Genomic DNA, 21,393 nt, shown 5'->3' with positions numbered 1-21,393 from the left:
CGGGTGGTGCCGGTTCCATGGGCCCGATCTTCGGAAAAGCATCCGGATCATCCGAAAGGTGGAACGCCCATGCTCCGCAACGCCGTCGAGCCCTGGCACCTGATCGTCGTCCTGGTGGTCTGCCTGCTGGTGTTCGGCTCCAAGAAGCTCCCGGACATGGCCCGGTCGCTGGGCAGGTCGGCCCGCATCCTGAAGGCGGAGTCACGCGCCCTGCGGACGGAGGACAGTCCGTAGGGCGGGGCCGGAGGGGCCTCGGGCGGGTCCCGGGGGGGGTGGCCGCAGGCCGGGGCCGGGGCCGGGGCCGCAGGCCAGGGCCAGGGCCACAGGCCAGGGCCGGGGCCGCAGGCCGGGGCCGCAGGCCAGGGCCGGGGCCGCAGGCCAGGGCCGGGGCTAGCCCTTGGGCAGGGGGTGGCGGCGGCCGCCGCCCACGTGCGCGGCGTCGGCGGCCGCGGTCCCGTCCTCCCAGCCCGCGTGGTCGGTGGCGCCGCGCAGCCGGGTGGTCGTGGTCCGGGGGAACATCTCGTCCGCCCGTGAGGTGACGGCGACGTCCCGGGCCACCAGGGCGGGCAGGTTGTCCGGGGCTTCGGTAGCCGCGTGCTCGGCGGTCTCCGCGAGTCGGCGCCCCAGCCGGCTGGCGTAGGCGAGCAGGAACGACTGCCTGAAGGTCTTGGTCCGCTTGCGGCCGCCGGCGCGCTGCGCGGCCTCGGCCCGGGTCATCGCCGCCGTCCCCTGCACGAGCAGCGAGGTGTAGAGCAGTTCCACCGCCTCCAGGTCGCTCTCGAAGCCGACCACCGTGGAGAACTCGAATCCGCTGTTCCACACCGCCCGGCAGCGGTTGGCGGTGGCCACCGCGTCGAGGAGCACCGCCTTGGCCTCCTCGTACGGCGGCTCGACCCCGATCCGGCAGGCCCCCGGGACCTGCGCCGGGCCCCCGCCGCGCACGGCCAGCAGCGCCTCGTCCACCGTGTGGCGGGCCATCAGTTCCTGCGCCTTCGCGCTGAGCGCCTCCGCCTCCTCCGGGAAGGTCGTCGCCTCCGCCTTCGCCAGCAGCGCCCGGATCCGGCCCAGCATGCGCGGCTCGATGTGCGCGTGCTCGGCGAGGGCGTCGGCCGGATCGCCGGGCAGCGGGCCCACGGGCTCGATCGACGGCAGCCGGATCAGCAGCCGGAAGACCTCCAGGACGGCGGTGGCCAGCGTGAACCGGTCTGCCTTCTCGCGCCGCGCGAGCTGCTCGGCGTACGCGTCGTCGCCGTCCCCGTCCCCGTCGGACCGGCTCCACCACACCTCGGCCTCGGTCCACCGCTCCGGGAGCCGCGCGTAGCGGCGCGCCTCGGCGGCGATCACGTCACCGGTGATCCGCAGGTGGACGTCGTCCAGGTCGCGGCGCACCAGCCGCAGCACGTCCGCCGGCTGCCAGCCGCGCTCCCAGGCCTGCCGTACGTACGCCTCTCCGCGCGCCAGCAGCTCCCGCCCGGTCCCGCCCCACCGGCCGGGGTCGGCGGCGAGCACCGAGGCCCCCGTGTCCAGGCCCGCGTCGTCCTGGGCGTAGAGGGCGGCGGCGAAGGCGCGGTCGACGGTCTCGGCATACTCACTCACCCCTTCAGCTTGGCATGTCCGCCTACCCGCCCCACGCCCGGCGGTCGCCCCCGGCACGCGACCCCCTCGACGCCACGCCCGAGCCCGCTCACCCCCCACCCGACCGGCAACGCCACAGTCACCCGCACGACCCCCGCTCCGCCCACCACACCCACCACCTCGGTCCCCGATGCCCCGACCACCCCACCACCGGGCACGGGACGAGCCGCAGGCGCACCCCTGGGCGCGGGCACACCCCGACGGGGCACAACCCGGGGCGGGCACACCCCGACGGAGCACAACCCCGGGGCACGCTCAGCCCCAAGGCGGGCACACCCCGACCGGGCGCAGCCCCGGGGACGGGCGCAACCCGACGGGGCCCAACCCTCGGGCACGGGCACACCCCCGCAGGGCACGGACCCGTGCACGGGCGCAACCCGACGGGCCGCAGCCCCAGGGCACGCTCAGCCCCGGGTGGGCACAGCCCGACCGGGCGCAGCCCCGGGGGCAGGCACACCCCGACAGGGCGCAGCCACCGGCGCGGGCACAACCCCGGGCGGGCGCGGGCGCACACCGACCGGGCGCAGCCACCGGCGCGGGCGCAACCCCGGGCGGGCGCGGGCGCACCCCGACGGGCGCAGCCCACGGGGGCGCACCCCGGGCAGGCACAGCCCCGGGGACAGGCGCAACCCGGCAGGGCCCAACCCTCGGGCACGTACACACCCCCACGGGGCACAGGCCCGGGGGCAGGCACACCCCGACGGGGCCCAACCCTCGGGCACGGGCACACGCCCACGGGGCACAGGCCCGGGGGCAGGCACACCCCGACGGCGCCCAACCCTCGGGCGCGGGCACACCCCGACGGGGCACAGCCCCGGGGCACGCTCAGCCCCCCCCAGGGGGGCGGGCACACCCCCACGGAGCGCAACCCCAGGGGCAGGCGCACCCCGGCGAGGCGCAGCCACCCGCACGGGCACAACCCCGGGCGGGCATCGGCACAGCCCGGCCGGCCGCAGTCCCCGGCCCCGCCGGGCGGGCCGCGGGGTGTTGTCAGACCCCGGTGGGACACTCCACCCGTGAGCGACCAAGCCGGCCGGTGGGCCCTCGCCGAGCACGGCGACGGGTGGTGGCACGCCGCACCCGTACACGCCGCACCCGTACACGCCGCACCCGTACACGCCGCGCCCGTACCCCCCGCGCCCGTACCCCCCGCGCCCGGCGCCCGGATCACCGTGCGCGACCCCGCGGAGGCGATCCGCGCCGCCCCGCCCGGTACGCGCTGGATCTGGCGGTCCACCGCCGCCGTGTACCCCCGCCTGCTCGCCGCAGGCGCCCGCGTCGAGCGGTGCTACGACGTCGAGGACGCCGAGCTGCTGCTCCTCGGCCACGAGGGCCGCTCCGGCGAGCCCCGCTCGGCGGCGGCCGCCTGGGCCCGCCTCACCGGCGGCCCCGTACCGCCCGATCCGCCCCAGCGCGCCGCGGAGCCCGGCACGCAGGACTCCCTCTTCGATCCGCAGCCCGCCGTCCCGGTCACCCTGGACGCCCTGCTCGCGGTCCACGCCGATCAGGAGCGCCGGCTCGCCGCCACCGCCCACCCCGACCGGATGCGCCTGCTCGTCGCGGCCGAGTCCGCCGCGTTCCTCATCGCCGCGGAGATGCACCGCGCGGGCCTGCCCTGGCGGGCCGACGTACACCGGTCCCTGCTCACCGAGCTGCTCGGCGAGCGCTACGCGGGCCGCGGCGAGCCCCGCCGCCTGGCCGAGCTCGCCGACGAGGTCTCCGCCGCGTTCGGCCGCCGCGTACGCCCGGACCTCCCCGCCGACGTCGTCAAGGCCTTCGCGGAGGCCGGGATCAAGCTGAAGTCGACCCGTCGCTGGGAGATCCAGGAGCTGGACCACCCCGCCGTGGAGCCCCTGATCGCGTACAAGAAGCTGTACCGGATCTACACCGCGCACGGCTGGTCCTGGCTCGCCGACTGGGTCCACGACGGCCGCTTCCGCCCCGAGTTCGTACCCGGCGGCACCCTCACCGGACGCTGGGTGACCAACGGCGGCGGGGCCCTTCAGATCCCCAAGGTGATCCGGCGGGCCGTCGTCGCCGATCCCGGCTGGCGGCTCGTCGTCGCCGACGCCGACCAGATGGAACCCCGCGTCCTCGCCGCGATCTCCCGCGACCCGGCCTTCATGGAGGTCGCGGGCCGCCCCGAGGACCTCTACACGTCCATCTCCCGCCAGGGCTTCTCCGGTGACCGGGACATGGCCAAGATCGCCGTACTCGGCGCCGTCTACGGCCAGACCTCCGGCGACGGCCTCAAGAACCTGGCCGCGCTCCGCCGCCGCTTCCCCCGCGCCGTGGCCTACGTCGACGACGCCGCCCGCGCCGGCGAGGAGGGCCGGCTCGTACGGACCTGGCTCGGCCGGACCTGCCCGCCGCCCGTCTCCCCCGCCGAGGACGACGGCGAGGCCGGGGTCCCGCAGGACCGCGAGGACGGCTGGACCCCGAGCTACGCCTCCACCAACACCCGGGCCCGCGGCCGGTTCACCCGTAACTTCGTGGTGCAGGGCAGCGCCGCCGACTGGGCGCTGCTGCTGCTCGCCGCCCTGCGGCAGGCCACCGCCGGGATGCGGGCGGAGCTGGTGTTCTTCCAGCACGACGAGGTGATCGTGCACTGCCCCGCCGAGGAGGCCGGGGCCGTCGCCTCGGCGATCCGCGCCGCCGGTGACCGGGCGGGCCGGATCGCCTTCGGCGACACCCCCGTCCGTTTCCCGTTCACCACGGCGGTCGTGGAGTGCTACGCCGACGCGAAGTGAGCCCGGGCCCCGCACACCGTCAGCGGCCCCAGAGTTCCTTCCAGTTGTCGCTCAGCGCGATCTCCTTCAGCTGCTCCACGGTGAGCACCGGCGCCGTCCGGCTCGGCGTGCCCGACTGCTTCGGCGCGTTGTACGCCGAGACCGTCACCCGCTTCCCGTCGGAGCGCAGGGTGTCCACCGTCCAGCGGACCACGGCCCCGCCGTTGTCGACGGGCCCCTGCGACGCCTTCATCCGGACCCCGCCCGGCTGCGTGGTGGCCCCTGCGGCGAAGCCCGAGCTGTCCGTCTGGTCCATGATCCGGAGTTCGATCAGCGACTCGCCGTTGCCGTCGTCGAGGAGCACGTAGCCGTAGCCGCCCTCGCCGCCGCGTCCGACGGGCGGGATCTCGTACCGGCGGAGCAGGTGTTCCAGCGCGTCCTTGGCGACGACGGCCTTCGAGCCCGGCCCCGTGTCCCCCGGCGCCGTATCCCCCGGCTTCGTCTCCGGGCGGGCAGCCGGCAGGTCCTCCAGGGCGGGCCGCCACTTGTCGGAGAGCGCGAGCGCCTTCATCCGCGCCATCGTCAGCACGGGGTCGGGCCGGCTGACCCGGGAGTCCTTCTCCGTGGGCGCGTTGACCTCCGACGCGTCGACGAGGAAGCCCTCCGGGGTGGCCAGGGTGGCCCGCCAGTTCTTGGCGTCCTTGCGCTCGTCGTCGTAGACGTACGACTGGACGAGCAGCAGCCGGGACCCGTCGGGCAGCTTCTCCTCCACGCAGGAATCGACGTGCTTCACGACCTTCCGGTCGGGGCAGGCCGTCATCTCCTTGGCCATCGCACCGACCGGATCGATCCGGGTGAGGCTGACGCCGATGCTCCCCCGGCCCTTCCCGTCGTCGATCACCCCCCGCACGTACGGGCCGGGTTCGTCCCCGGTACCGCGGCCCTCCGAGCTGATCAGGTTCGCCGGCGCCACGAGCTCCCTGAGGATGTCGCCCAGCCGGCCGGCGGAGACGGCGCCGGTGCCGGCACTGGAGGGAGGGCCGTCGGCGGACCCGGACTTCGGCAGCCGCGGCGGCGCCGCGACGTCTCCCCCGCTGCCGGGGCCGAGCAGTCCGGTGCTCCAGGCGCCGGCCCCGCCCACCAGGGCCAGCGCCAGCGCCGACCCGCCGACGACGGCGGCCCGGCGCCGGGCCACCAGCCGTCGGCCGCGCCGCTCACCGGCCTCGACCAGGGCGTTCGAGTCGGTGGTGAATCCGGCGCCCGCGCTGCGGAGGGCTTCGCCGAGCTCGTCTTCAAAAGGCATGGGGAACGGAACCTTCCGCTTCTGGGTGAGGGGTGCGCGACAAGACGGACGGGGCGAACGGGAAGACGCCCCGGCGACGGCCCGGACGGCCCACGGCTCGGCGGCCGGGCGACTCCGGGACCGGGACCTGGACCGGGACCTGGACCGGGACCGGGACCGGGACCGGTTCAGTGGCTGGCGAACTCGGCCAGGCTGCCGCCCAGTTGCTCCCGCAGCCGGGCCAGCGCCCGGGACGACCGGGTGCGTACGGCCGCCGAGCTGACGCTCATCGCGTCGGCGGTCTCCTCGACGCTGCGGTCCTCCCAGTACCGCAGCACCAGCACGGCCCGGTCCTTGGGCGCCAGCCGCCCCAGCGCCTCCAGCAACGTCAGCCGCAGCAGCGGGTCACCGGCGCCGGCCGCCTGGTGCGCGCCCGGCTCGGGGAACTCCCCGAGGGGACGCTCCCCCGCCGAACGGCGGCGCTGGTGGGTGAGGAACGCCCGTACCAGCACGGTCTGCGCGTAGGCCGCCGGATTGTCGATGCGGGAGATCCGCCCCCAGAGCAGGTACATCCGCCCCAGGGTCTCCTGCACCAGGTCCTCGGCGAGATGGGTGTCCCCACTGGCCAGCAGACAGGCCGATCGGTACAGATGTCCCGACCGGCCCGCCGCGAACTCACGGAACCCGTCTCTGCGACCCTGCCGCATGCACTCCCCCTCGCGTCCGTCTCACCCCATTGACGCGACGGCGGCGGAGGAATGTTTCACCCCTCAGCCGAGATCGTGGAAATAGACGTGGAACTCCTCGCGCACGAAGCCTTCCGACTCGTACAGCCCCTGCGCGACGTGGTTGTCGTACGCCGTCTCCAGCTGCACCCCGGCCACCCCGGCCTCCTTCGCCCGGCGCAGCACCTCGCGCAGCAAGGCCCGGCCCGCGCCGGTGCGGCGGCCGGAGGGGGCGACGTACAGGTCGTTGAGGATCCACGCCGTGCTCAGGGTCAGCGACGAGAACGCCCGGTACACCTGCGCGAAACCGACCGTGCCGACGCCGGGCACCTCGGCGAGCAGGACGAGCGACTCGTCCTTCGCGATCCGCTCCGCCAGGAACTGCCGCGGCCCGTCCGGGTCTTCGGCCGGCACCTCGTAGAAGTCGAGGTAGCCGCGGAAGAGCTCCGCCGCGATGTCCAGGTCCGCCTCGCCCGCGACGCGGAGCACGGCCTCGGGGCCCTCCGCCGAAGACGTGACTCTGAGCTGTTCCGCCGCCTGGTCCCGCATGCCGATCTCCCTCGTTCACCCGCTCGTGCCGGCTTCCATTGTGCGCGGGCGAGCGCCGGGCCCGTGGGCCGGGTGGCCGCCGCACGGCCCGCCGGTCAGTGCGCGGTGACGGGCTGGGCCGGCAGCCGGAACACGTGGTCCGGGGTCACGATCTTCGTGATCGCCTCGCCGAACAGCGCGCTGGGCTCGGCGCCCTCGTACGCGATGTCCGTGTTGAGCAGCACCACCAGCGTGGCCTGCGACTGTGGCAGGTACACGGTCAGCGACTGGTAGCCGGGCAGGGATCCGTTGTGCCCGATCCAGCCGTCGACGTTGAAGATGCCGAGGCCGTACCCCGTGTCCGGGAGGTTCCCCGCCGGAGTCACCTTCAGCCGCTGCGCCTGGGTGGCGGGGGTGAGCAGCGTGCCCGTGGCCAGGGTCTTCGCCCAGCTCTTCAGGTCGCCGAGATCGGAGATCATCGCTCCGGCCGCCCAGCCCCAGGAGGGGTTCCAGTCCGTGGCGTCCTCGGTCTTCCCGGTGGCCGTCTGGTCCGTGTAGCCGTGGGCGTGCGGGCTCGGGAACTCCGCGCCGACCGGGAAGAGCGTCCGCTTCAGCCCGGCCGGGGCCGAGACCTCCTCGTTGATGTACTCGGCGAGGGGACGCCCGCTCAGCTTCTCCACCACCAGCCCGAGCAGGATGAGGTTGGTGTTGCAGTACTGGAACTCCGCGCCGGGCTGGAACACCACCGGGTGCTTGAAGGAGTACCCCAGCAGCTCCTGCGGGGTGAACTCCCGGCGGGGGTCGCTGGTCAGGGCCTTGAAGAAGCTCTCGTCCGCGGAGTAGTTGAACAGCCCGCTGCGCATCCCGGCGAGCTCGCGCAGGGTGATCCGGTCCCCGTTGGGGACCCCGGCGACGTACTTCCCGATCGGGTCGTCGAGCCCGGCCTTCCCCTCGTCGACCAGCTGGAGCAGGGCCGTCACCGTGAAGGTCTTCGTCTCGCTGCCGATCCGCATGTTCAGGCCGGTCGCCATGGGCCCCTTCGTCACCTTGTCGGCGACCCCGAAGGCCCGTACGTACTCCCCTTTGCCCGGCGCCGACAGCGACACCATCACCCCGGGCACACCGGCCTGCCCGAGCACCTTCTTCACGGCCGCGTCGAGCTGCGCCGCCACCGCGGGCGTGAGCTGCGGAAAGTCGTCGGCCACGGGGGCCGCGGCCACGACCGGCGGGGCCACCCCGTCCGACGCGTACCCCGCTCCGGCGCCGAGCGGCACCACCACCAGCCCCACCGCGGCCGCACCCGCCACGACACCGCGCCACCGTGTCCTCATGGCCGGCCTCCTGCCACACGCCGCCGAACCCCCCGCTCCCTCCCAACCTAGCCCCGCCCCCAACCCCCCTGCGACCGGAACCCCACCCCGCCCCCCGCACGGGACGGTCTGACCAGGTCCGCAACCGGACCCGGCGAGGCAGCCGGGGAGGCCGGCCGCCGGCCTTCGACAAGCAGGTCTACAAGCGCCGCAACGTGGTGGAACGGTGCTTCAACCGGCTCAAGCAGTGGCGCGGCATCGCGACCAGGTACGACAAGACCGCCCAGTCCTACCAAGCAGCCGTCACCCTCGCGTCGCTCCTGATGTGGGCGTGACACTTTGACGACAACTCCTAGCCTCCACCGCCCGAACCGTCGCCACGCTCACCCGCCGCAGCCGCGCCGCCATCGGCTCAACACCCGCCACCGGCTTCGCCCATCAAGTCGGCGGGGTCACCATGACGTGAACGCGCCCCAGACACTGCCCCGCTACGGCAAAGCGTGCGCGTACATCGGCATCACCGGCGTGCGCCGGGTCAGCCAGTGCCACCACATCACGAAGTGAGCCGCGCATGACCACCCATCCCGCCCCCGAAGACGCCGCGTGGGAAGCCGAGCACCGCCGCGCCGGCCTGGCCGCGTTCCTGATCGGCGCCGCCTCGTCCTTCGCGTTCTTCGCCTTCTTCCCGGGCCTCCCCCACATCATCGACTGGGGCGCCATCGCGGTCGCCCTCACCGTCGGCGCCCTCGCCCGCTGGGCCTGCCGCTCCCGCATGAAGCGAAGCCACACCGCCCCCAGCTAGGCCGCGCCGCTCAACGCTCCCAGCTAGCGCCGGGTCGTGCAACCGAATGCTGCATGACGTGGCTTGCGAGCCTCGGCTGGAGACGGGTTTCTACACTTGTGCGGTCAGGACCCTGTTTCCGGCGACTGGCCGTGTTCCAAGTAGGCGGTCAGGCCGCTCGTCCGGGCCTGGATGCCTGCGGCGATTCGGCGTGCGAGGCGGGGGATGGTGAGGTCTGGCACCTGCTCGGCGCCGTGGAAGTCGTAGCCGCGGAGTTCGTCTGCTTGGAGTGCGATCCGCTGGCGGTGATCTGCCCTTAGGCGGCCGCCGTCGAAGAGGTAGAGGACCTTGTCGCCCTCTCCCGGGTTCGGCGCCCAGTCGACAACGAGGAGGCGGCCGATGTGGGGCTTGATGCCCAGTTCCTCATGGACCTCGCGCACGCAGGCTTGTCGGGGAGACTCGCCCTCTTCGACGTACCCGCCGGGAATGTCTCGATAGTCCTTGTACGACGGCTCGACGAGCAGGACTCGATCAGCTTCGTCGAAGAAGAGAGCGCCAGCCGCCATGCGGGGGTGGGCCATCTTCGCTTCCTGCTCGTTCGCGCTCACGGATTCGACTCTAGCCGCCCACCACGATGTGGAGCCTTCGGGCCAGGTCCGCCACGGGATGGGACGGCCTGCCTCTGGTCCCGCGTATCCAGCCGATGACCAGCTCTCGACTCATGTAGTGGTGGCGGACCTGCTCGGGGGCGGCTTGTTCGGCTTCCAGCAGGACGGCCAGGGCTTCGTCGGTCCGATTCCAGGCACTCAGCGCCCTGGCGACTTCGAGGCTGTGCCGCACACGCCGTTCCACTGGCATACCGCTGGTGTCGATGCGCGCTCCGAGGTCCGCAGCAATCTGAATGTCACCGAGTTCGCCGGCGGTAGCCACGCAGTGGATCGCCACGTTCGTCGGACCGAAGGCTGTCCACATGTGATTGGCATCGGCGCCGAGTCGCTGCGCGGTCTCGTCGGCCTCTCGGAGGAAAGTCTGCGTAGATGCCCGGTCCTCTGCTCGTGCAGCGGCCATCGCGCCGGTGAGGAACAACGTGCCGTACACCGAGAGGTACTCGTCGTCTGCGGTGCCCAGCTCCGGCTGCATGACGGCTGCCGCGTCGTTCACGAGCTGGACCGCTGCCGTAAAGCGGCCGGTGGCCAGGAGACAGTGCGTGACCGCGCGGAACAGCGAACCTGTGACCTCGCTTCGGCCGCTGTGCTGCGCGGCTGCCAGCCCGCGGTCAGCTGCGATCCATGCCAGCTCGGACTCACCTACCTTGCCCAGCACCATGGCTGCGCCGTGGTAGGCCAGGGCGAGTAGCGCATGGGATTCCTCACTCTCACGCCCCGAGTAGGCGCGAGATGCCGCGAGAGCGTCTGTCAGGAGAAGGGGAAGACGTCGAGTGGCGAATCCGTAGCGGGACGCCTGATAGGCGTCGAGGACCTCGCTCACGTGGGAACGAAGGTCCTCTAGGGCAGGTGGCTCGTCATCGGGCGCAGACCCCAGCAGGGGTGTGAGCTGCTTGTAGTCCATGAGCGCTTCGCGCAACGCTGGGACTGTGCGGTGGCCGCTGTCGGCCGACCACTCCATGAGTGTCGGCTCGGCGAGCAGGTCTCCAAGGGAGACATCGAGGGCCTCGGCGAGTGAGGTGATCACCGAGAGGCGATCAAGCTCGATCCGATTGTTCTCCGCTTTGCTCAGCCAGTCCGTGGTGCGGCCGACAAGGCCGGCCAGTACCTCTTGGGAGAGGCCGCGGCGCCGCCGGTACCAGGCGACGCGCTCACCGATGGTCAGGTTCTCTGTCATCCCTCGCATGTCCTGATCATCACCTGGTGACCGAAGCGGACCCCGGAAGGATTTTCCGGGGTGTCGTGGGGCGCCCTGGCTACCGTCGCAACAGACCGAGAAGGCCGCTGGGAGATGCAAGCAACTCGGCTCGCAAAAACTGGCTTTGGCGAACGGCGCCCGTCCGCCGAACCCCCGAAAGGTTCGGCAAGAGGCAATCACCACTGCGGCGATCGACGCCCGGTCTACTTCGGAACGGCTCGGAACAGTGACAGCACCAGGGGGAGTAACGCGGATGAAAACCGACTCTCGAACAACAACAACGATCTCGGTCCCCAGGCCCCCGGCCCTCCGCAGTGTCGAGGACCCGCTGGGGCGGGCTTCCGCTCGCGATGTCCGCCCTGCTGCTCGTCGGCACAACCTCGTCGTGGTCGGTTTCGACGAGATCGTCGCCAACAAGTACCTGCCCTGCATCAGGGAGGCCATCGAAGCCGGGCACGTCGACTCGTACTCCGTCATCGATCTGGAATCGGAGAGGTCGACGATCGAGGAACGCATACAGGGTGTGGCCCTGAAGCCTCGGGAGGTCATCTACCTTCCGGGCAGCGGCGCGGCCACACAGCAGACGCAGCCGGAGCTGATCGGAGCCGCCCTCAGGCAGCTCCGTCTGCCCGACCTGCCGATGAAGGTGTACATCGCGACCGAGGTGCGGGCGCACGAAGCCTATCTGCGCTACTGCGTCGAGAACGGCATCGATTCGCTGGTGGAGAAGCCGGTCTTGGCTCCGCTGGTGGACGGCCAGTTCGCGCCGTCCCGGATCACCGAGGTGATGCAGGAGCTCATCGCTCAGGCCAGCCGCACAGGCGCCAAACACTCCGTGATGACGCTGAGCCGGTATCACCGCGTCTACAACGGGGAGCTGCTCCGCTCGCTCGAAGAGAGGGTGCGGGGCTGGCAAGCCCCCGTCACGTCCTTCCACCTGCGAGCCGCCGGCGGCGTGTGGAACCTCCAGCACGAGTACGAGTCGCGGGACGATCACCCCTACCAGTACGGCTACGGGATGGTGATGCACGGCGCCTACCACTACATCGATCTCGCCGTGCAGTGCCTGTCCCTCAACAAGCTCGTATTTCCCGACCGCCGCTTGAGGCTCGAAGTCAGCTCGTTCGGTGCCTTCCCGACCGACCAGCACCTCCGGATCCCGAATCCGGCCGCGAGCCGGTTCGAGGACGGCCACTCGCGCTGGCCGGACCCCGAGAGCCTGGCGCATTCCTTCGGCGAGACGGACATCACCGCCACGTTCCGCCTGGTCGACGTCGCGTCGGATCGGACACTGACCGTCGGAACGCTGTCCTTCGAGCAGACGACGCCGTCGATCCGCAGCTGGCAGAACCTCCCGGATGACGTCTACAACAAGAACGGGCGCACCTCCAGCGTCGACCTCGAAGCGCAGCTGTCGACCCTCTACTCCGCACACGTCCACTGCTACGACGTGCCCCGCGGGCAGAACGCAGACAAGATCGACGCCTTCGCTCGGCTTACCACCAGGGCGAACGCCTCCTTGCTACCGGAGGAGCGGTACACGACGGTCAGAATGTTCGACGGGTTGTTCCACAGCGACAGCAACAGGCAGCTCATGGAGAACTGGCTGCAGGGAACCGAAAACAAGAGCTCGCTCTCCGCACACCTGCTGCCGATGAAGGTCACCGAGGCTTTGGCGGCCTCTCTCCGCACACCCGGCCGGGCCGTCGAGATCGCCGAGTTCTAGGTGCCTGCCCTCGCTCGTCCCTCCAGCCCCAGGTGGTACCCCTTGCCCGTACAGCACTCGAAGGCGTCCCTTCACGCCTTCTACGCAGACGCGTTACGGAACGGCCGGAGCACCGGCGAGAAGCTGCGTGCACCCGTTCCGGCGCGATTCCTCACCCTGCTGAGTTCCCTCCCCGCTGATACTCCGCGTCGTGCTCTGGACCTCGGATACGGCGCCGGGGCGTACACCATCGCCCTGGCCGAGGCCGGGTTCACCGTTGTCGCGGTGGATCAGGCCCCGGCCGAGCCGCTGCTTCAGCGGCTCTCGGAGTACGAGGACCTAGCCGAGCAGGTCACGGTGGTGGAGTCCTCCATCGAGCAGTACTCCATCCAGGAGGACTTCGGCGTGCTCGTCGCCAAGGACGTTCTCCACTACCTGTCACAGCACGACGTCGAAGCTCTGCTCACCCAGGCTGTGCAGAGTTCCCGCTCGGTCAACCTGCACTATCTGGAGGTCTTCACCGAGATCTGCCGGATAGACGCCCACGGCGTTGAGATCCACATAGAGGGCGAGGCCCAGTACGCGCGGGAGTCGTTCAGCCGCGCGCTGGAGCGGATCTACGAGGGCTGGGACATCACAGTGAGGTGGGACGACCACACCGAGCAGGACACGCGCTCACGGCGCACCTATTTCAAAGCGGCTCGCGCGACCGTCATAGCGGCGCGCAGGTGCCCGGCTCCCGTCGGCACTGAGGCCAAGAGCGGAAGGGAGACAGCGTGACCATCGCGGATTCTGGAGGCATCAGCTTCGTAGTCCCCTGCCACAACGCGGGTGACTATCTCATCGAGGCCGTGAAGTCCGTCGTCGAGCAGCCGCTTCGGCGGCCGCACGAGGTAGTGATCGTGGACGACGGGTCGGATGACGACACGACCCTCAAGGCCATCGACACCTGCGCCGACCTGCCCGGCGTACGCATCGTCCGGCTCGAACAGCGCCAAGGGCACCACGTGGCCAGGAACGCCGGCGTGGCAGCCGCGCGGATGGAGTACGTGATGCAGGTGGACGCCGACGACCGGCTGGCCACCGACCCGCATCTCCTCAGGGAAGGGTCCTACCCGGACAGGGCGGTGGAGGTCCTCGAGTCCGATGCCGATACGGCCTTCGTGCACACGATGTCGTGGATGATCGGTGCCTTCGAGGGGTTCACCATCTCCTCGTACCCGTGCCGCGAGGATCTGGTGGCGCGCAAGCACCACGTTCCGACGTCGATAGTCTGCCGGCGGGCCGACGCTCTCGAATGCGGGCTGTACGACCCGAAGGTGCTCAAGTGGGGTGACTGGGCTTTCGCGGTCAATCTGCTGGCCAGTCGGTACAGGCGAGGGGCAGGCAACAACATCCACTGCGTCGCCGGTCCCTTCTACGAGTACCGAGTGCACTCTCGGTGCGGTCGAGTCTCCGATGCGGAGATCTCGGAGCTCGACATGACTCTCCTCGTCGTCGAAAAGAACCTGGACTTTTTCCAGGACCGACTGAACCGGAGAGACGGGGCTGCCGAGATCGCCCTCGACCTGCTGGCTCAGAAGCCGACGCGCCTCGACGACCTCCTGCACATGGCGAAGTTCGACCTTCACCAGGCCCAGATCGTCGCTGAGCAACGCGAGTTCTCTCTGTCGAGTCCGTACGAGACGCTGCGCATTCCGTAGGCTTCACCGCCGAGAGGCCGAGTCAGCGGGTGTCGGAGGCCGAAAACCCGAAGGGGGCCCAGACCACGTGGTCTGGGCCCCCTCGGCCTGCGTCCAGCCTTCGCCGGTCGGCGGCTCCTCGTCGCGCAGAGCGCCGACGATCGCGGAGCGCGCCTCGAAGCGGTCCAGGCCCTGAACGGGGTGGTGGACGATGGTGGTGCCGCGCTCGTCGAGGACCTCGATGGATTCGAGGTTGTGGCACTGGCCAACGGCGAAGTAGTTCGGGTCGTGCGCGGGGGTCTCGCCGGCGGACCCCGGAAATAGCAAAAGCCCCAGGTCACGGCGAGTGAGTCCTGGGGCTTCTACAGAGCCGCCTTCGGGATTCGAACCCGAGACCTACGCATTACGAGTGCGTTGCTCTGGCCAACTGAGCTAAGGCGGCACCGCTGGAAAGACAAGAATTTCCTTGGAGGGAGGCTCTCATCAGCAGCGGCGCCAAGTCTACAGGGTTAAACCGGGTGCCCCGAACCGGGTCGGCGGGGCGGGGGCGGACGGGGTCAGCAGCGCTTCCCGTCCTTCGGGGGGACGCCCTGGAGGAGGTAGCGGTTGATCGCCGTGTCGATGCACTCGCTGCCCCGGCCGTACGCCGTGTGGCCGTCGCCGTCGTACGTCAGGAGGGTGCCCGAGTCGAGCTGGCCGGCCAGGGCCTGGGCCCACTTGTACGGGGTCGCGGGGTCGCGGGTCGTGCCGACCACCACGATGGGCGCGGCCCCCTTCGCGGGCAGCGCCTTCGCCTCGCCCGTGGCTTTCACCGGCCAGTACGCGCAGTTCAGCGAAGCCCAGGCCAGGCCCGCCCCGAACACGGGCGAGGCCTTCTCGAAGGAGGGGAGCGCGGCGTCGACGGCGTCCGGACCGGCGAAGGCGGCCGGCTGGTCGAGGCAGTTCACGGCGGCGTTCGCGAACATCAGGTTCGCGTACGTCCCGTCGGCCTCCCGCTCGTAGTAGCTGTCGGCGAGGGCCAGCAGCGCGGCGCCGTCGCCGTTCATGGCGTCGGTGAGGGCCTCGCGCAGTTGCGGCCAGGCGCTCTCGTCGTACAGGGCCGCGATCACTCCGGTCGTCGCGAGGGACTCGCCCAGCGGGCGGGAGGTGTCGCCGGTCGGGACGGGCTGGGCGTCGACCTTCCGGAAGAACTCCTTCAGGCGCTGCGCCACCGCGTCCGGATCGCCCTGGCCCAGCGGGCACCCGGCCTGCTTCGCGCAGTCCTTGGCGAAGGACCGGAAGGCGGTCTCGAAGCCGGCGGTCTGGTCCCGGTTGAGGTCGAGCGCGGGCCGGGAGGGGTCCATCGCGCCGTCCAGCACCAGCCGGCCGACCCGGTCCGGGAACAGGTCCGCGTACGTCGCACCGAGGAACGTGCCGTACGAGGCCCCCACGTAGTTCAGCTTCTGGTCGCCCAGCACCCCGCGCAGCAGGTCCATGTCGCGGGCGGCGTCGACGGTGGAGACGTGCGGCAGGATCCGCTGCGAGCGGGTCTGGCAGCCCGCGGCGAACTCCTTGAACGCGGCCACCAGCCGGGCCCGCTCCGCCTTGTCGTCGGGCGTCTGGTCCACCTGGGTGAACTTGTCCATCTGCGGGCCGGTCAGGCACTCGACGGGGCTGCTGCGGTCCACCCCGCGCGGGTCGAAGGAGACCATGTCGTACTGGGCGCGCACGGCGGCCGGGTACCCGATGCCCGCGTACGCCTGGAGGTAGCCGATGCCGGAGCCGCCCGGTCCGCCCGGGTTGACCACCAGGGAGCCCAGCCGCTTGCCGGGCCCGGTGGCTGCGCGGCGGGCGACGGCGAGGTCGATGTCCTGGCCGGAGCCGGGGTTCCCGTAGTCCAGCGGCGCCTTCATCGTGGAGCACTGGAAGCCGGGCACGCCGCACTCCCGCCAGCTCAGCTTCTGCTCGTAGTACGGGCGCAGCCCGGCGGGGACCGAGGACGGCCCCGACGAGGCCGCCATCCCCGAACCACCGGAAGTGCACCCGGAGAGCAGCAGCCCGGCGGCTGCGATCACGGTCCCGGTGGTACGCAGCAGGCGCCTGGTGTCCATGCCAGGAGCCTACGGCCCGGGCCGCTCCCCCGTCGGGTCGTGCCGATCCGGGCAGCCGACGGCCGACCGGGGAGAGGCCGTCGCCCGCCCGGAGCGGCCCGTCCCGCGCAGGGCGCGCCGGATCGCTCGTACGGGTGAACCCCCGAGGTGGGCCGGACCGCGACGCGGGCCGTACGGACCGTCCGGACGGCCGTACCCGGCCCGTGAGCGGCGGCCCGCCTCGTGCGCGGCCCGGCGTCAGCCCGCGCGCAGCGCCATCGTCATGGCCTCGACGGCGAGCAGCGGCGCCACGTTCCGGTCGAGGGCGGTCCGGCAGGCGATGATCGCCTCGATGCGGCGCAAGGTGCGCTCGGGTCCCGAGGCGCGGGCGATCCGGTCGAGGTCCGGCCGTATCTCCTCGTTCGCGATGGCCAGGCCGGAGCCGAGCTGGAGGGCCAGCACGTCCCGGTAGAAGCCGGTGAGGTCGGTCAGCGCCAGGTCGAGGCTGTCGCGCTGGGTACGCGTGCGGCGGCGCTTCTGCCGGTCCTCGAGTTCCTTCATCACGCCCGCGGTGCCCCGCGGCATCCGGCTGCCCGCTCCGGCGCCGGCGCCGAGCGCCGCCCTCAGCTCCTCGGTCTCCTTGCCGTCGACCTCCTCCGCGACCTGCTTGGCGTCTTCGGCGGCGGCGTCGACGAGTTCCTGCGCGGCCTTGAGGCAGCCGCCCACGTCGTCCACGCGCAGCGGGAGCCTGAGCACGGCGGTGCGCCGGGTACGTGCGGCCTCGTCGGTGGCGAGCCGCCGGGCCCGCCCGATGTGGCCCTGGGTGGCGCGGGCGGCGGCTTCGGCGGCCGCGGGCTCGACGCCGTCGCGCCGCACCAGGAGGTCGGCCACCGCCGCCACGGACGGGGTGCGGAGCGTCAGGTGCCGGCAGCGGGACCGGATGGTGGGCAGCACGTCCTCCAGGGAGGGCGCGCACAGCAGCCACACCGTGCGCGGAGCGGGCTCCTCCACGGCCTTGAGCAGGACGTTCCCGGCGCCCTCGGTGAGCCGGTCCGCGTCTTCCAGGACGATGACCTGCCAGCGTCCGACGGCCGGCGAGAGCTGCGCCCGGCGGACGAGGTCGCGGGTTTCCTTCACGCCGATGGACAGCAGGTCGGTGCGCACGATCTCCACGTCGGCGTGCGTACCGATCATGGTGGTGTGGCAGCCGTCGCAGAACCCGCAGCCGGGTTCACCGCCGAGGGCCCGGTCGGGGCTGACGCACTGGAGCGCGGCGGCGAAGGCGCGGGCCGCCGTCGCCCGTCCGGACCCGGGAGGGCCGGTGAACAGCCAGGCGTGCGTCATCTTGGACGTGGGCGGTACGGGGGTGCCGGCCGAGGTGGCGGTGACCAGGGCGTCGGCGTCCCGGGCCGCGGCGGCCAGCTGCGCCTGCACGCGTTCCTGTCCCACCAGGTCGTCCCATACGGGCATCCCGCCCACCACCCTTCCCAGTCCGTCGTTGCGCGGGGTCCCTGCGACCCCTTCGGCCCGAGCACCCGATTCCGAGCGCCTGCTTCCGAGCACCCGCTTCCAGGCGCCCAATTCCGGGCACGCGGTCCGAGCTCTCGCTCAGGGTGCCTGCCGGCCCCGCGCGCGCCGTTCCCATTGTGGCGCGCGCCACCGACAATCCCGGCCGCCCCCGGTCAGCGCCGACGGCGCCGGCCGGCCTCGTCTTCGCCCTCGTCGTCCCGGTGCGGCCCGAGCAGCTCGTCCGCCAGGGTCGGCAGATCGTCCATCGGGGTCGCCTCGGCCCAGTCGGAAGGCTCCCGGCGCGGCCGCCCGTCGTCCCCGACGACCGGGAGCTCGCGCGTCACGTCGTTCCCGGCGTCGCGGAAGATGCCGGGCGGGACCCGGTCGGCCGGGTTCTCCGGCGTCCGGCGGGCCGTCGGCCGCGAGGCGGAGCCGGTCCGGCCCGCGGAAGCCTCCGGCGGCGCGGACGGGGTCCGCCGGGCCGGCGCCCCCTGAGCCTGCGCGGCACCGGAACGCCCGGACCCACCGGACGCACCCGTGTCACCGGAATCGCCCGGGCCGTCGGGCCGTACGGCCGGCAGCACCGCCGTCTCGTCCGAGGCTCCGGCCGCGCCCTGCCGCCGCTCCGGGTCGATCTTCGGCACGGGGACCGTCTGGGTCACGTCGTCCGGCCGGACCATCCGCCGGACCACCGGGGTCTCGACGGTGACCGCCTCGTCCGGCAGCGGCTCCTTGCGCATGCCGACCTTGCGCGCGGGCGCGGACGGCCCTGCGGGTTCGGAAGAAGCAGGAGCAGCAGGAACAGAAGGAGCTGCGGGAGCCGCAGGAGCCGCGGGCGCAGCAGGAGCCGCCTGGGCAGCCGAAGCGGCCGCCGCCGCGGCGGCGGCCGAAGCCTCCGCCAGCCGGCGCGCCTCCTCCGCCCTCAGCAGGGCCTCCTCGGCGCGCCGCTGCTTCTCCAGCCGCCGCTCCTCGGCCTCGGCCCGCAGCCGGACCTCCTCCGCTTCCTGCAGCCGCATCCGCTCCAGCTCGGCGGCGCGGGCCTTCGCCTCGGCCTCGGCGCGCAGCCGTTCGGCCTCGGCCCGGGCCCGGGCCTCCTCCTCGGCGCGCAGCCGCTCCTCCTCCGCCTTGCGGGCGGCCTCCTGCTCGGCCCTGATCCGGGCCTCTTCGGCCTCGCGGGCCAGCCGGGCTTCCTCCTCGGCCTTCAGCCGGGCCTCCTCCGCCTTGCGGGCGGCCTCGGCCTCGGCCTTGCGCCGGGCTTCCTCCTCCGCGAGCCGGCGGGCCTCGATCTGCGCCGCCACCTCGGCCTCGGACAGCGGGAGCATCCGGTCCAGGCGGTGCCGTACGACGGTGGTCACCGAGCCCGGGTCCTGTCCCGCGTCGACAACCAGGTAGCGCCCGGGGTCGGCCGCGGCGAGCGTCAGGAATCCGGCGCGTACCCGCTGGTGGAACTCGGCCGGCTCCGACTCCAGCCGGTCGGGCGCCTCGGTGAAGCGCTCCCGCGCCGTCTCCGGCGACACGTCGAGCAGCACGGTCAGGTTCGGGACGAGTCCGCCCGTGGCCCAGCGGGAGATGCGGGCGATCTCGGTCGGGGCGAGGTCGCGGCCGGCGCCCTGGTAGGCCACGGAGGAGTCGATGTAGCGGTCGGAGATGACGATCGCACCGCGCTCCAGTGCGGGCCGGACCACGGTGTCGACGTGCTCCGCGCGGTCGGCGGCGTACATCAGCGCCTCGGCGCGGTTCGACAGTCCGGCGGAGGACACGTCGAGCAGGATCGAGCGGAGCCGCTTGCCCACCGGCGTGGCTCCGGGCTCCCGGGTCACGACGACCTCGTGGCCCTTGCCCCGTATCCAGTCGGCGAGGGCCTCCGCCTGGGTGGACTTGCCGGCCCCGTCCCCGCCTTCGAGGGCGATGAAGAACCCGGTGGTGGAGGGGGCCTGTACCGGGTCCCCGCCGCGCAGCGCCTCGCGCAGGTCGCGGCGCAGCGGTACGCCGCCGCGGTCGTCGGCCTTGGCGAGGACCACCACGGCGACGGGCAGCAGGAGCGCGCCGACCAGCATCAGGGTGAAGGCGGCGCCGCCGTGCGAGAACACGAGCTCGCTGCCGACCAGCCGGTGCGGGCCGATGGCGGCGGCGAGCAGCGGGGCCGCGACCGCGCCGAGGGCGACCGCCACCCGGACCACGGCCTGGAGGTGCTCGGTGACCCGGGCCCGGCGGAACTCCTCGGTCTCCTGGTCGATCAGGGTGTGGCCGGTGTTGGCGGCCACCCCCGCGGCGGTCCCGGCGAGCAGGGCCAGGAACAGCACGGTGGCCGTGTCGGGGACGAGTCCGGCCAGCAGCAGCGCGAGCCCGGTCACGCCGGTGGCGAGGGCGAGCAGTCGGCGCCGGGACAGGGTAGGCAGCACCTTGCCGGCCTGGGTGGCGCGGATCCCGAGGCCGGTGCCGCCGACGAGGGCGAGCACCAGCAGGGCGTAGGTGGCCGGGCCGCCGCCGAGGTCGAAGGCCTGGAGTACGGCGACGGAGGCGGCGGAGGCGATCGCTCCGGCGACGGCCGCGCAGGTCAGGACGAACAGCGGGATCGCTCCCGTACGCCCCTTCTCGGGCCGGTCGCCCGCCTTGGGGGCCCGCAGGCCCTCCAGCGGGGAGCGCGGCCGCGGGGTCTTGGTGGCGGGCAGGGCCAGCGGCAGCAGGAGCGAGACGGACGCGGCGAAGAGACCTGCGGCCACGTACGAGCCGAGGGCGGCCTGGTTGGCCGCGAACCAGTCCACGCCCAGCCCCAGCGCCCGCCCGACGAGGGTGGCGGCGAGCAGCGCCCCGGCCGCGACGGGCAGCGCCGCGAAGGCGGTGCGCAGCGTCAGCCGCCGCAGGGCGTCGAGGTGGTCCGGGAGCGGGCGTACGGTCGCCCCCTCGGGCGGCGGCTCCGGCAGCAGCGCGGGCGCGGCGCTCTCCTTGGCCAGGGTCCACACCCGCTCGGCGGCGCCGGAGACGAAGACGGTGGCGAGCAGCGCGGTCGTGGCCTGCCCGGGGATCCAGTCGAGCCAGAGCGGGGCGACGACGAACAGGCCGATGCGCAGCCCGTCGGCTCCGACCATGGTCCAGCGCCGGTCCAGCTTGCCTCCGGGGGCGGTGAGCTTGGCCAGCGGGCCGAGCAGCACCGCGCCGAACAGCACGGTGGCGAGGATCCGCACGCCGAAGACGGCGGCGACCGCGAAGGCCGCGCCCCGGTAGCCGTTGCCGAAGAGTTCTCCGGGGCCGGCGGAGACGGCCGCCTGGAGCGTCAGCAGCACCAGGACGAGCAGGGCGAGGGCGTCGCCGATGCCGCTCACCAGCTGCGCGCTCCACAGCCGGCGCAGTCTGGGGGTGCGCAGCAGGGCGCGCACCGCTCGCTCGCGGGAATCCGCGGCCAGGGCTTCGTCGTAGGCGGGGTTCTCGGAGGCGGTCACGACCGTTGGCTGCTCGGCTCGCGTCATCCGCCCAGCCTATCCGCTGTGCCTGGCCGGTGCGGTGGGCTGTGGACAGGGCCCGGTGTGACCCCGCACCCACTCGGGGCGCGCCCCCGGTGCGGGACGCCCGAGGGC

17 protein-coding genes, 1 tRNA gene and 1 pseudogene are annotated in these 21,393 nt (G+C 72.8%); 7 read left to right on the top strand and 12 right to left on the bottom strand.

The features are described from left to right. The first annotated feature begins 69 nt into the window (after positions 1-69). Positions 70-234, top strand: coding sequence for a Sec-independent protein translocase subunit TatA (gene tatA, locus AC07B0_RS16460; protein ID WP_356871319.1), 165 nt, complete (start codon positions 70-72; stop codon positions 232-234). Positions 235-390: 156 nt separating this feature from the next. Here tatA and AC07B0_RS16455 read toward each other — a convergent pair whose 3' ends face one another. Beyond that, complete coding sequence (locus AC07B0_RS16455; protein WP_469381393.1) at positions 391-1,596, bottom strand: DUF2786 domain-containing protein; 1,206 nt, start codon at positions 1,594-1,596, stop codon at positions 391-393. A gap of 1,055 nt (positions 1,597-2,651) precedes the next feature. Between AC07B0_RS16455 and AC07B0_RS16450 the strand changes: the two genes are divergently transcribed. Continuing rightward, a complete protein-coding gene (locus AC07B0_RS16450; protein ID WP_478898485.1) occupies positions 2,652-4,385 on the top strand; it encodes a bifunctional 3'-5' exonuclease/DNA polymerase in 1,734 nt (577 codons plus the stop codon). Between the two features lie 19 nt (positions 4,386-4,404). On the opposite strand, the gene AC07B0_RS16445 is transcribed toward AC07B0_RS16450, so the two are convergent. The 4 genes from AC07B0_RS16445 to AC07B0_RS16430 form a co-directional block, all read right to left on the bottom strand. Next, entirely contained in the window at positions 4,405-5,667 is a 1,263-nt protein-coding gene (locus tag AC07B0_RS16445) for a hypothetical protein (RefSeq protein WP_469381389.1), read from the bottom strand. Positions 5,668-5,834: 167 nt separating this feature from the next. Beyond that, positions 5,835-6,353: a SigE family RNA polymerase sigma factor gene (locus AC07B0_RS16440; RefSeq protein ID WP_467295627.1), complete on the bottom strand. Its 519-nt coding sequence runs from the start codon at positions 6,351-6,353 to the stop codon at positions 5,835-5,837. A gap of 63 nt (positions 6,354-6,416) precedes the next feature. Further along, a complete protein-coding gene (locus AC07B0_RS16435; protein ID WP_478898483.1) occupies positions 6,417-6,920 on the bottom strand; it encodes an N-acetyltransferase family protein in 504 nt (167 codons plus the stop codon). Between the two features lie 95 nt (positions 6,921-7,015). Further along, on the bottom strand, positions 7,016-8,230 hold the full coding sequence (locus AC07B0_RS16430) for a serine hydrolase domain-containing protein (RefSeq protein WP_469381385.1): 1,215 nt from the start codon (positions 8,228-8,230) through the stop codon (positions 7,016-7,018). A 104-nt stretch (positions 8,231-8,334) separates the two neighbouring features. Between AC07B0_RS16430 and AC07B0_RS16425 the strand changes: the two are divergent. Continuing rightward, positions 8,335-8,544: pseudogene (locus AC07B0_RS16425) on the top strand (transposase); the annotation flags it as partial. Between the two features lie 236 nt (positions 8,545-8,780). Then, entirely contained in the window at positions 8,781-9,011 is a 231-nt protein-coding gene (locus AC07B0_RS16420) for a hypothetical protein (RefSeq protein ID WP_478898481.1), read from the top strand. A gap of 104 nt (positions 9,012-9,115) precedes the next feature. Here AC07B0_RS16420 and AC07B0_RS16415 read toward each other — a convergent pair whose 3' ends face one another. Together AC07B0_RS16415 and AC07B0_RS16410 are read right to left on the bottom strand one after the other, a co-directional pair. Then, entirely contained in the window at positions 9,116-9,598 is a 483-nt protein-coding gene (locus AC07B0_RS16415; protein WP_469381380.1) for an NUDIX domain-containing protein, read from the bottom strand. A 10-nt stretch (positions 9,599-9,608) separates the two neighbouring features. Then, positions 9,609-10,832, bottom strand: coding sequence for a helix-turn-helix domain-containing protein (locus tag AC07B0_RS16410; protein ID WP_469381379.1), 1,224 nt, complete (start codon positions 10,830-10,832; stop codon positions 9,609-9,611). 406 nt (positions 10,833-11,238) lie between these two features. Here AC07B0_RS16410 and AC07B0_RS16405 point away from each other — a divergent pair, with 406 nt between their 5' ends. The 3 genes from AC07B0_RS16405 to AC07B0_RS16395 are packed head-to-tail and all read left to right on the top strand — an operon-like array spanning position 11,239 to position 14,261. After that, positions 11,239-12,579, top strand: a complete 1,341-nt coding sequence (locus AC07B0_RS16405) for a Gfo/Idh/MocA family oxidoreductase (RefSeq protein WP_469381376.1) — start codon at positions 11,239-11,241, stop codon at positions 12,577-12,579. Between the two features lie 42 nt (positions 12,580-12,621). Continuing rightward, positions 12,622-13,338, top strand: coding sequence for a class I SAM-dependent methyltransferase (locus AC07B0_RS16400; protein ID WP_469381374.1), 717 nt, complete (start codon positions 12,622-12,624; stop codon positions 13,336-13,338). Beyond that, a complete protein-coding gene (locus AC07B0_RS16395) occupies positions 13,335-14,261 on the top strand; it encodes a glycosyltransferase family 2 protein (protein ID WP_469381372.1) in 927 nt (308 codons plus the stop codon). Before AC07B0_RS16400 ends, AC07B0_RS16395 begins: the two co-directional genes overlap by 4 nt. Positions 14,262-14,264: 3 nt before the next feature. Here AC07B0_RS16395 and AC07B0_RS16390 read toward each other — a convergent pair whose 3' ends face one another. The 5 genes from AC07B0_RS16390 to tmk all read right to left on the bottom strand — a co-directional run bounded on the left by AC07B0_RS16390 (position 14,265) and on the right by tmk (position 21,285). Then, positions 14,265-14,567, bottom strand: a complete 303-nt coding sequence (locus tag AC07B0_RS16390; protein WP_478898510.1) for a hypothetical protein — start codon at positions 14,565-14,567, stop codon at positions 14,265-14,267. A gap of 41 nt (positions 14,568-14,608) precedes the next feature. After that, positions 14,609-14,682: transfer RNA gene (locus tag AC07B0_RS16385), tRNA-Thr, on the bottom strand. Between the two features lie 115 nt (positions 14,683-14,797). After that, positions 14,798-16,330: an alpha/beta hydrolase gene (locus AC07B0_RS16380; RefSeq protein WP_469381370.1), complete on the bottom strand. Its 1,533-nt coding sequence runs from the start codon at positions 16,328-16,330 to the stop codon at positions 14,798-14,800. 237 nt (positions 16,331-16,567) lie between these two features. Then, entirely contained in the window at positions 16,568-17,779 is a 1,212-nt protein-coding gene (locus AC07B0_RS16375; protein ID WP_356871349.1) for a DNA polymerase III subunit delta', read from the bottom strand. Positions 17,780-17,991: 212 nt separating this feature from the next. After that, positions 17,992-21,285, bottom strand: coding sequence for a dTMP kinase (gene tmk, locus AC07B0_RS16370; RefSeq protein WP_478898477.1), 3,294 nt, complete (start codon positions 21,283-21,285; stop codon positions 17,992-17,994). Between the last annotated feature and the right edge of the window lie 108 nt (positions 21,286-21,393).

The sequence above is a fragment of the Streptomyces sp. NPDC044704 genome, from assembly GCF_056433525.1.
This window is presented reverse-complemented; position numbering and strand designations above follow the sequence as displayed.

Excerpts from the sequence above, each read along its gene's own strand:
- AC07B0_RS16375 (WP_356871349.1), bottom strand. The coding sequence starts at position 17,779 with ATGCCCGTATGGGACGACCTGGTGGGACAGGAACGCGTGCAGGCGCAG.
- AC07B0_RS16440 (WP_467295627.1), bottom strand. The coding sequence starts at position 6,353 with ATGCGGCAGGGTCGCAGAGACGGGTTCCGTGAGTTCGCGGCGGGCCGG.
- AC07B0_RS16445 (WP_469381389.1), bottom strand. The coding sequence starts at position 5,667 with ATGCCTTTTGAAGACGAGCTCGGCGAAGCCCTCCGCAGCGCGGGCGCC.
- AC07B0_RS16430 (WP_469381385.1), bottom strand. The coding sequence starts at position 8,230 with ATGAGGACACGGTGGCGCGGTGTCGTGGCGGGTGCGGCCGCGGTGGGG.
- AC07B0_RS16420 (WP_478898481.1), top strand. The coding sequence starts at position 8,781 with ATGACCACCCATCCCGCCCCCGAAGACGCCGCGTGGGAAGCCGAGCAC.
- tatA (WP_356871319.1), top strand. The coding sequence starts at position 70 with ATGCTCCGCAACGCCGTCGAGCCCTGGCACCTGATCGTCGTCCTGGTG.
- AC07B0_RS16380 (WP_469381370.1), bottom strand. The coding sequence starts at position 16,330 with ATGGACACCAGGCGCCTGCTGCGTACCACCGGGACCGTGATCGCAGCC.
- tmk (WP_478898477.1), bottom strand. The coding sequence starts at position 21,285 with ATGACGCGAGCCGAGCAGCCAACGGTCGTGACCGCCTCCGAGAACCCC.
- AC07B0_RS16410 (WP_469381379.1), bottom strand. The coding sequence starts at position 10,832 with ATGACAGAGAACCTGACCATCGGTGAGCGCGTCGCCTGGTACCGGCGG.
- AC07B0_RS16435 (WP_478898483.1), bottom strand. The coding sequence starts at position 6,920 with ATGCGGGACCAGGCGGCGGAACAGCTCAGAGTCACGTCTTCGGCGGAG.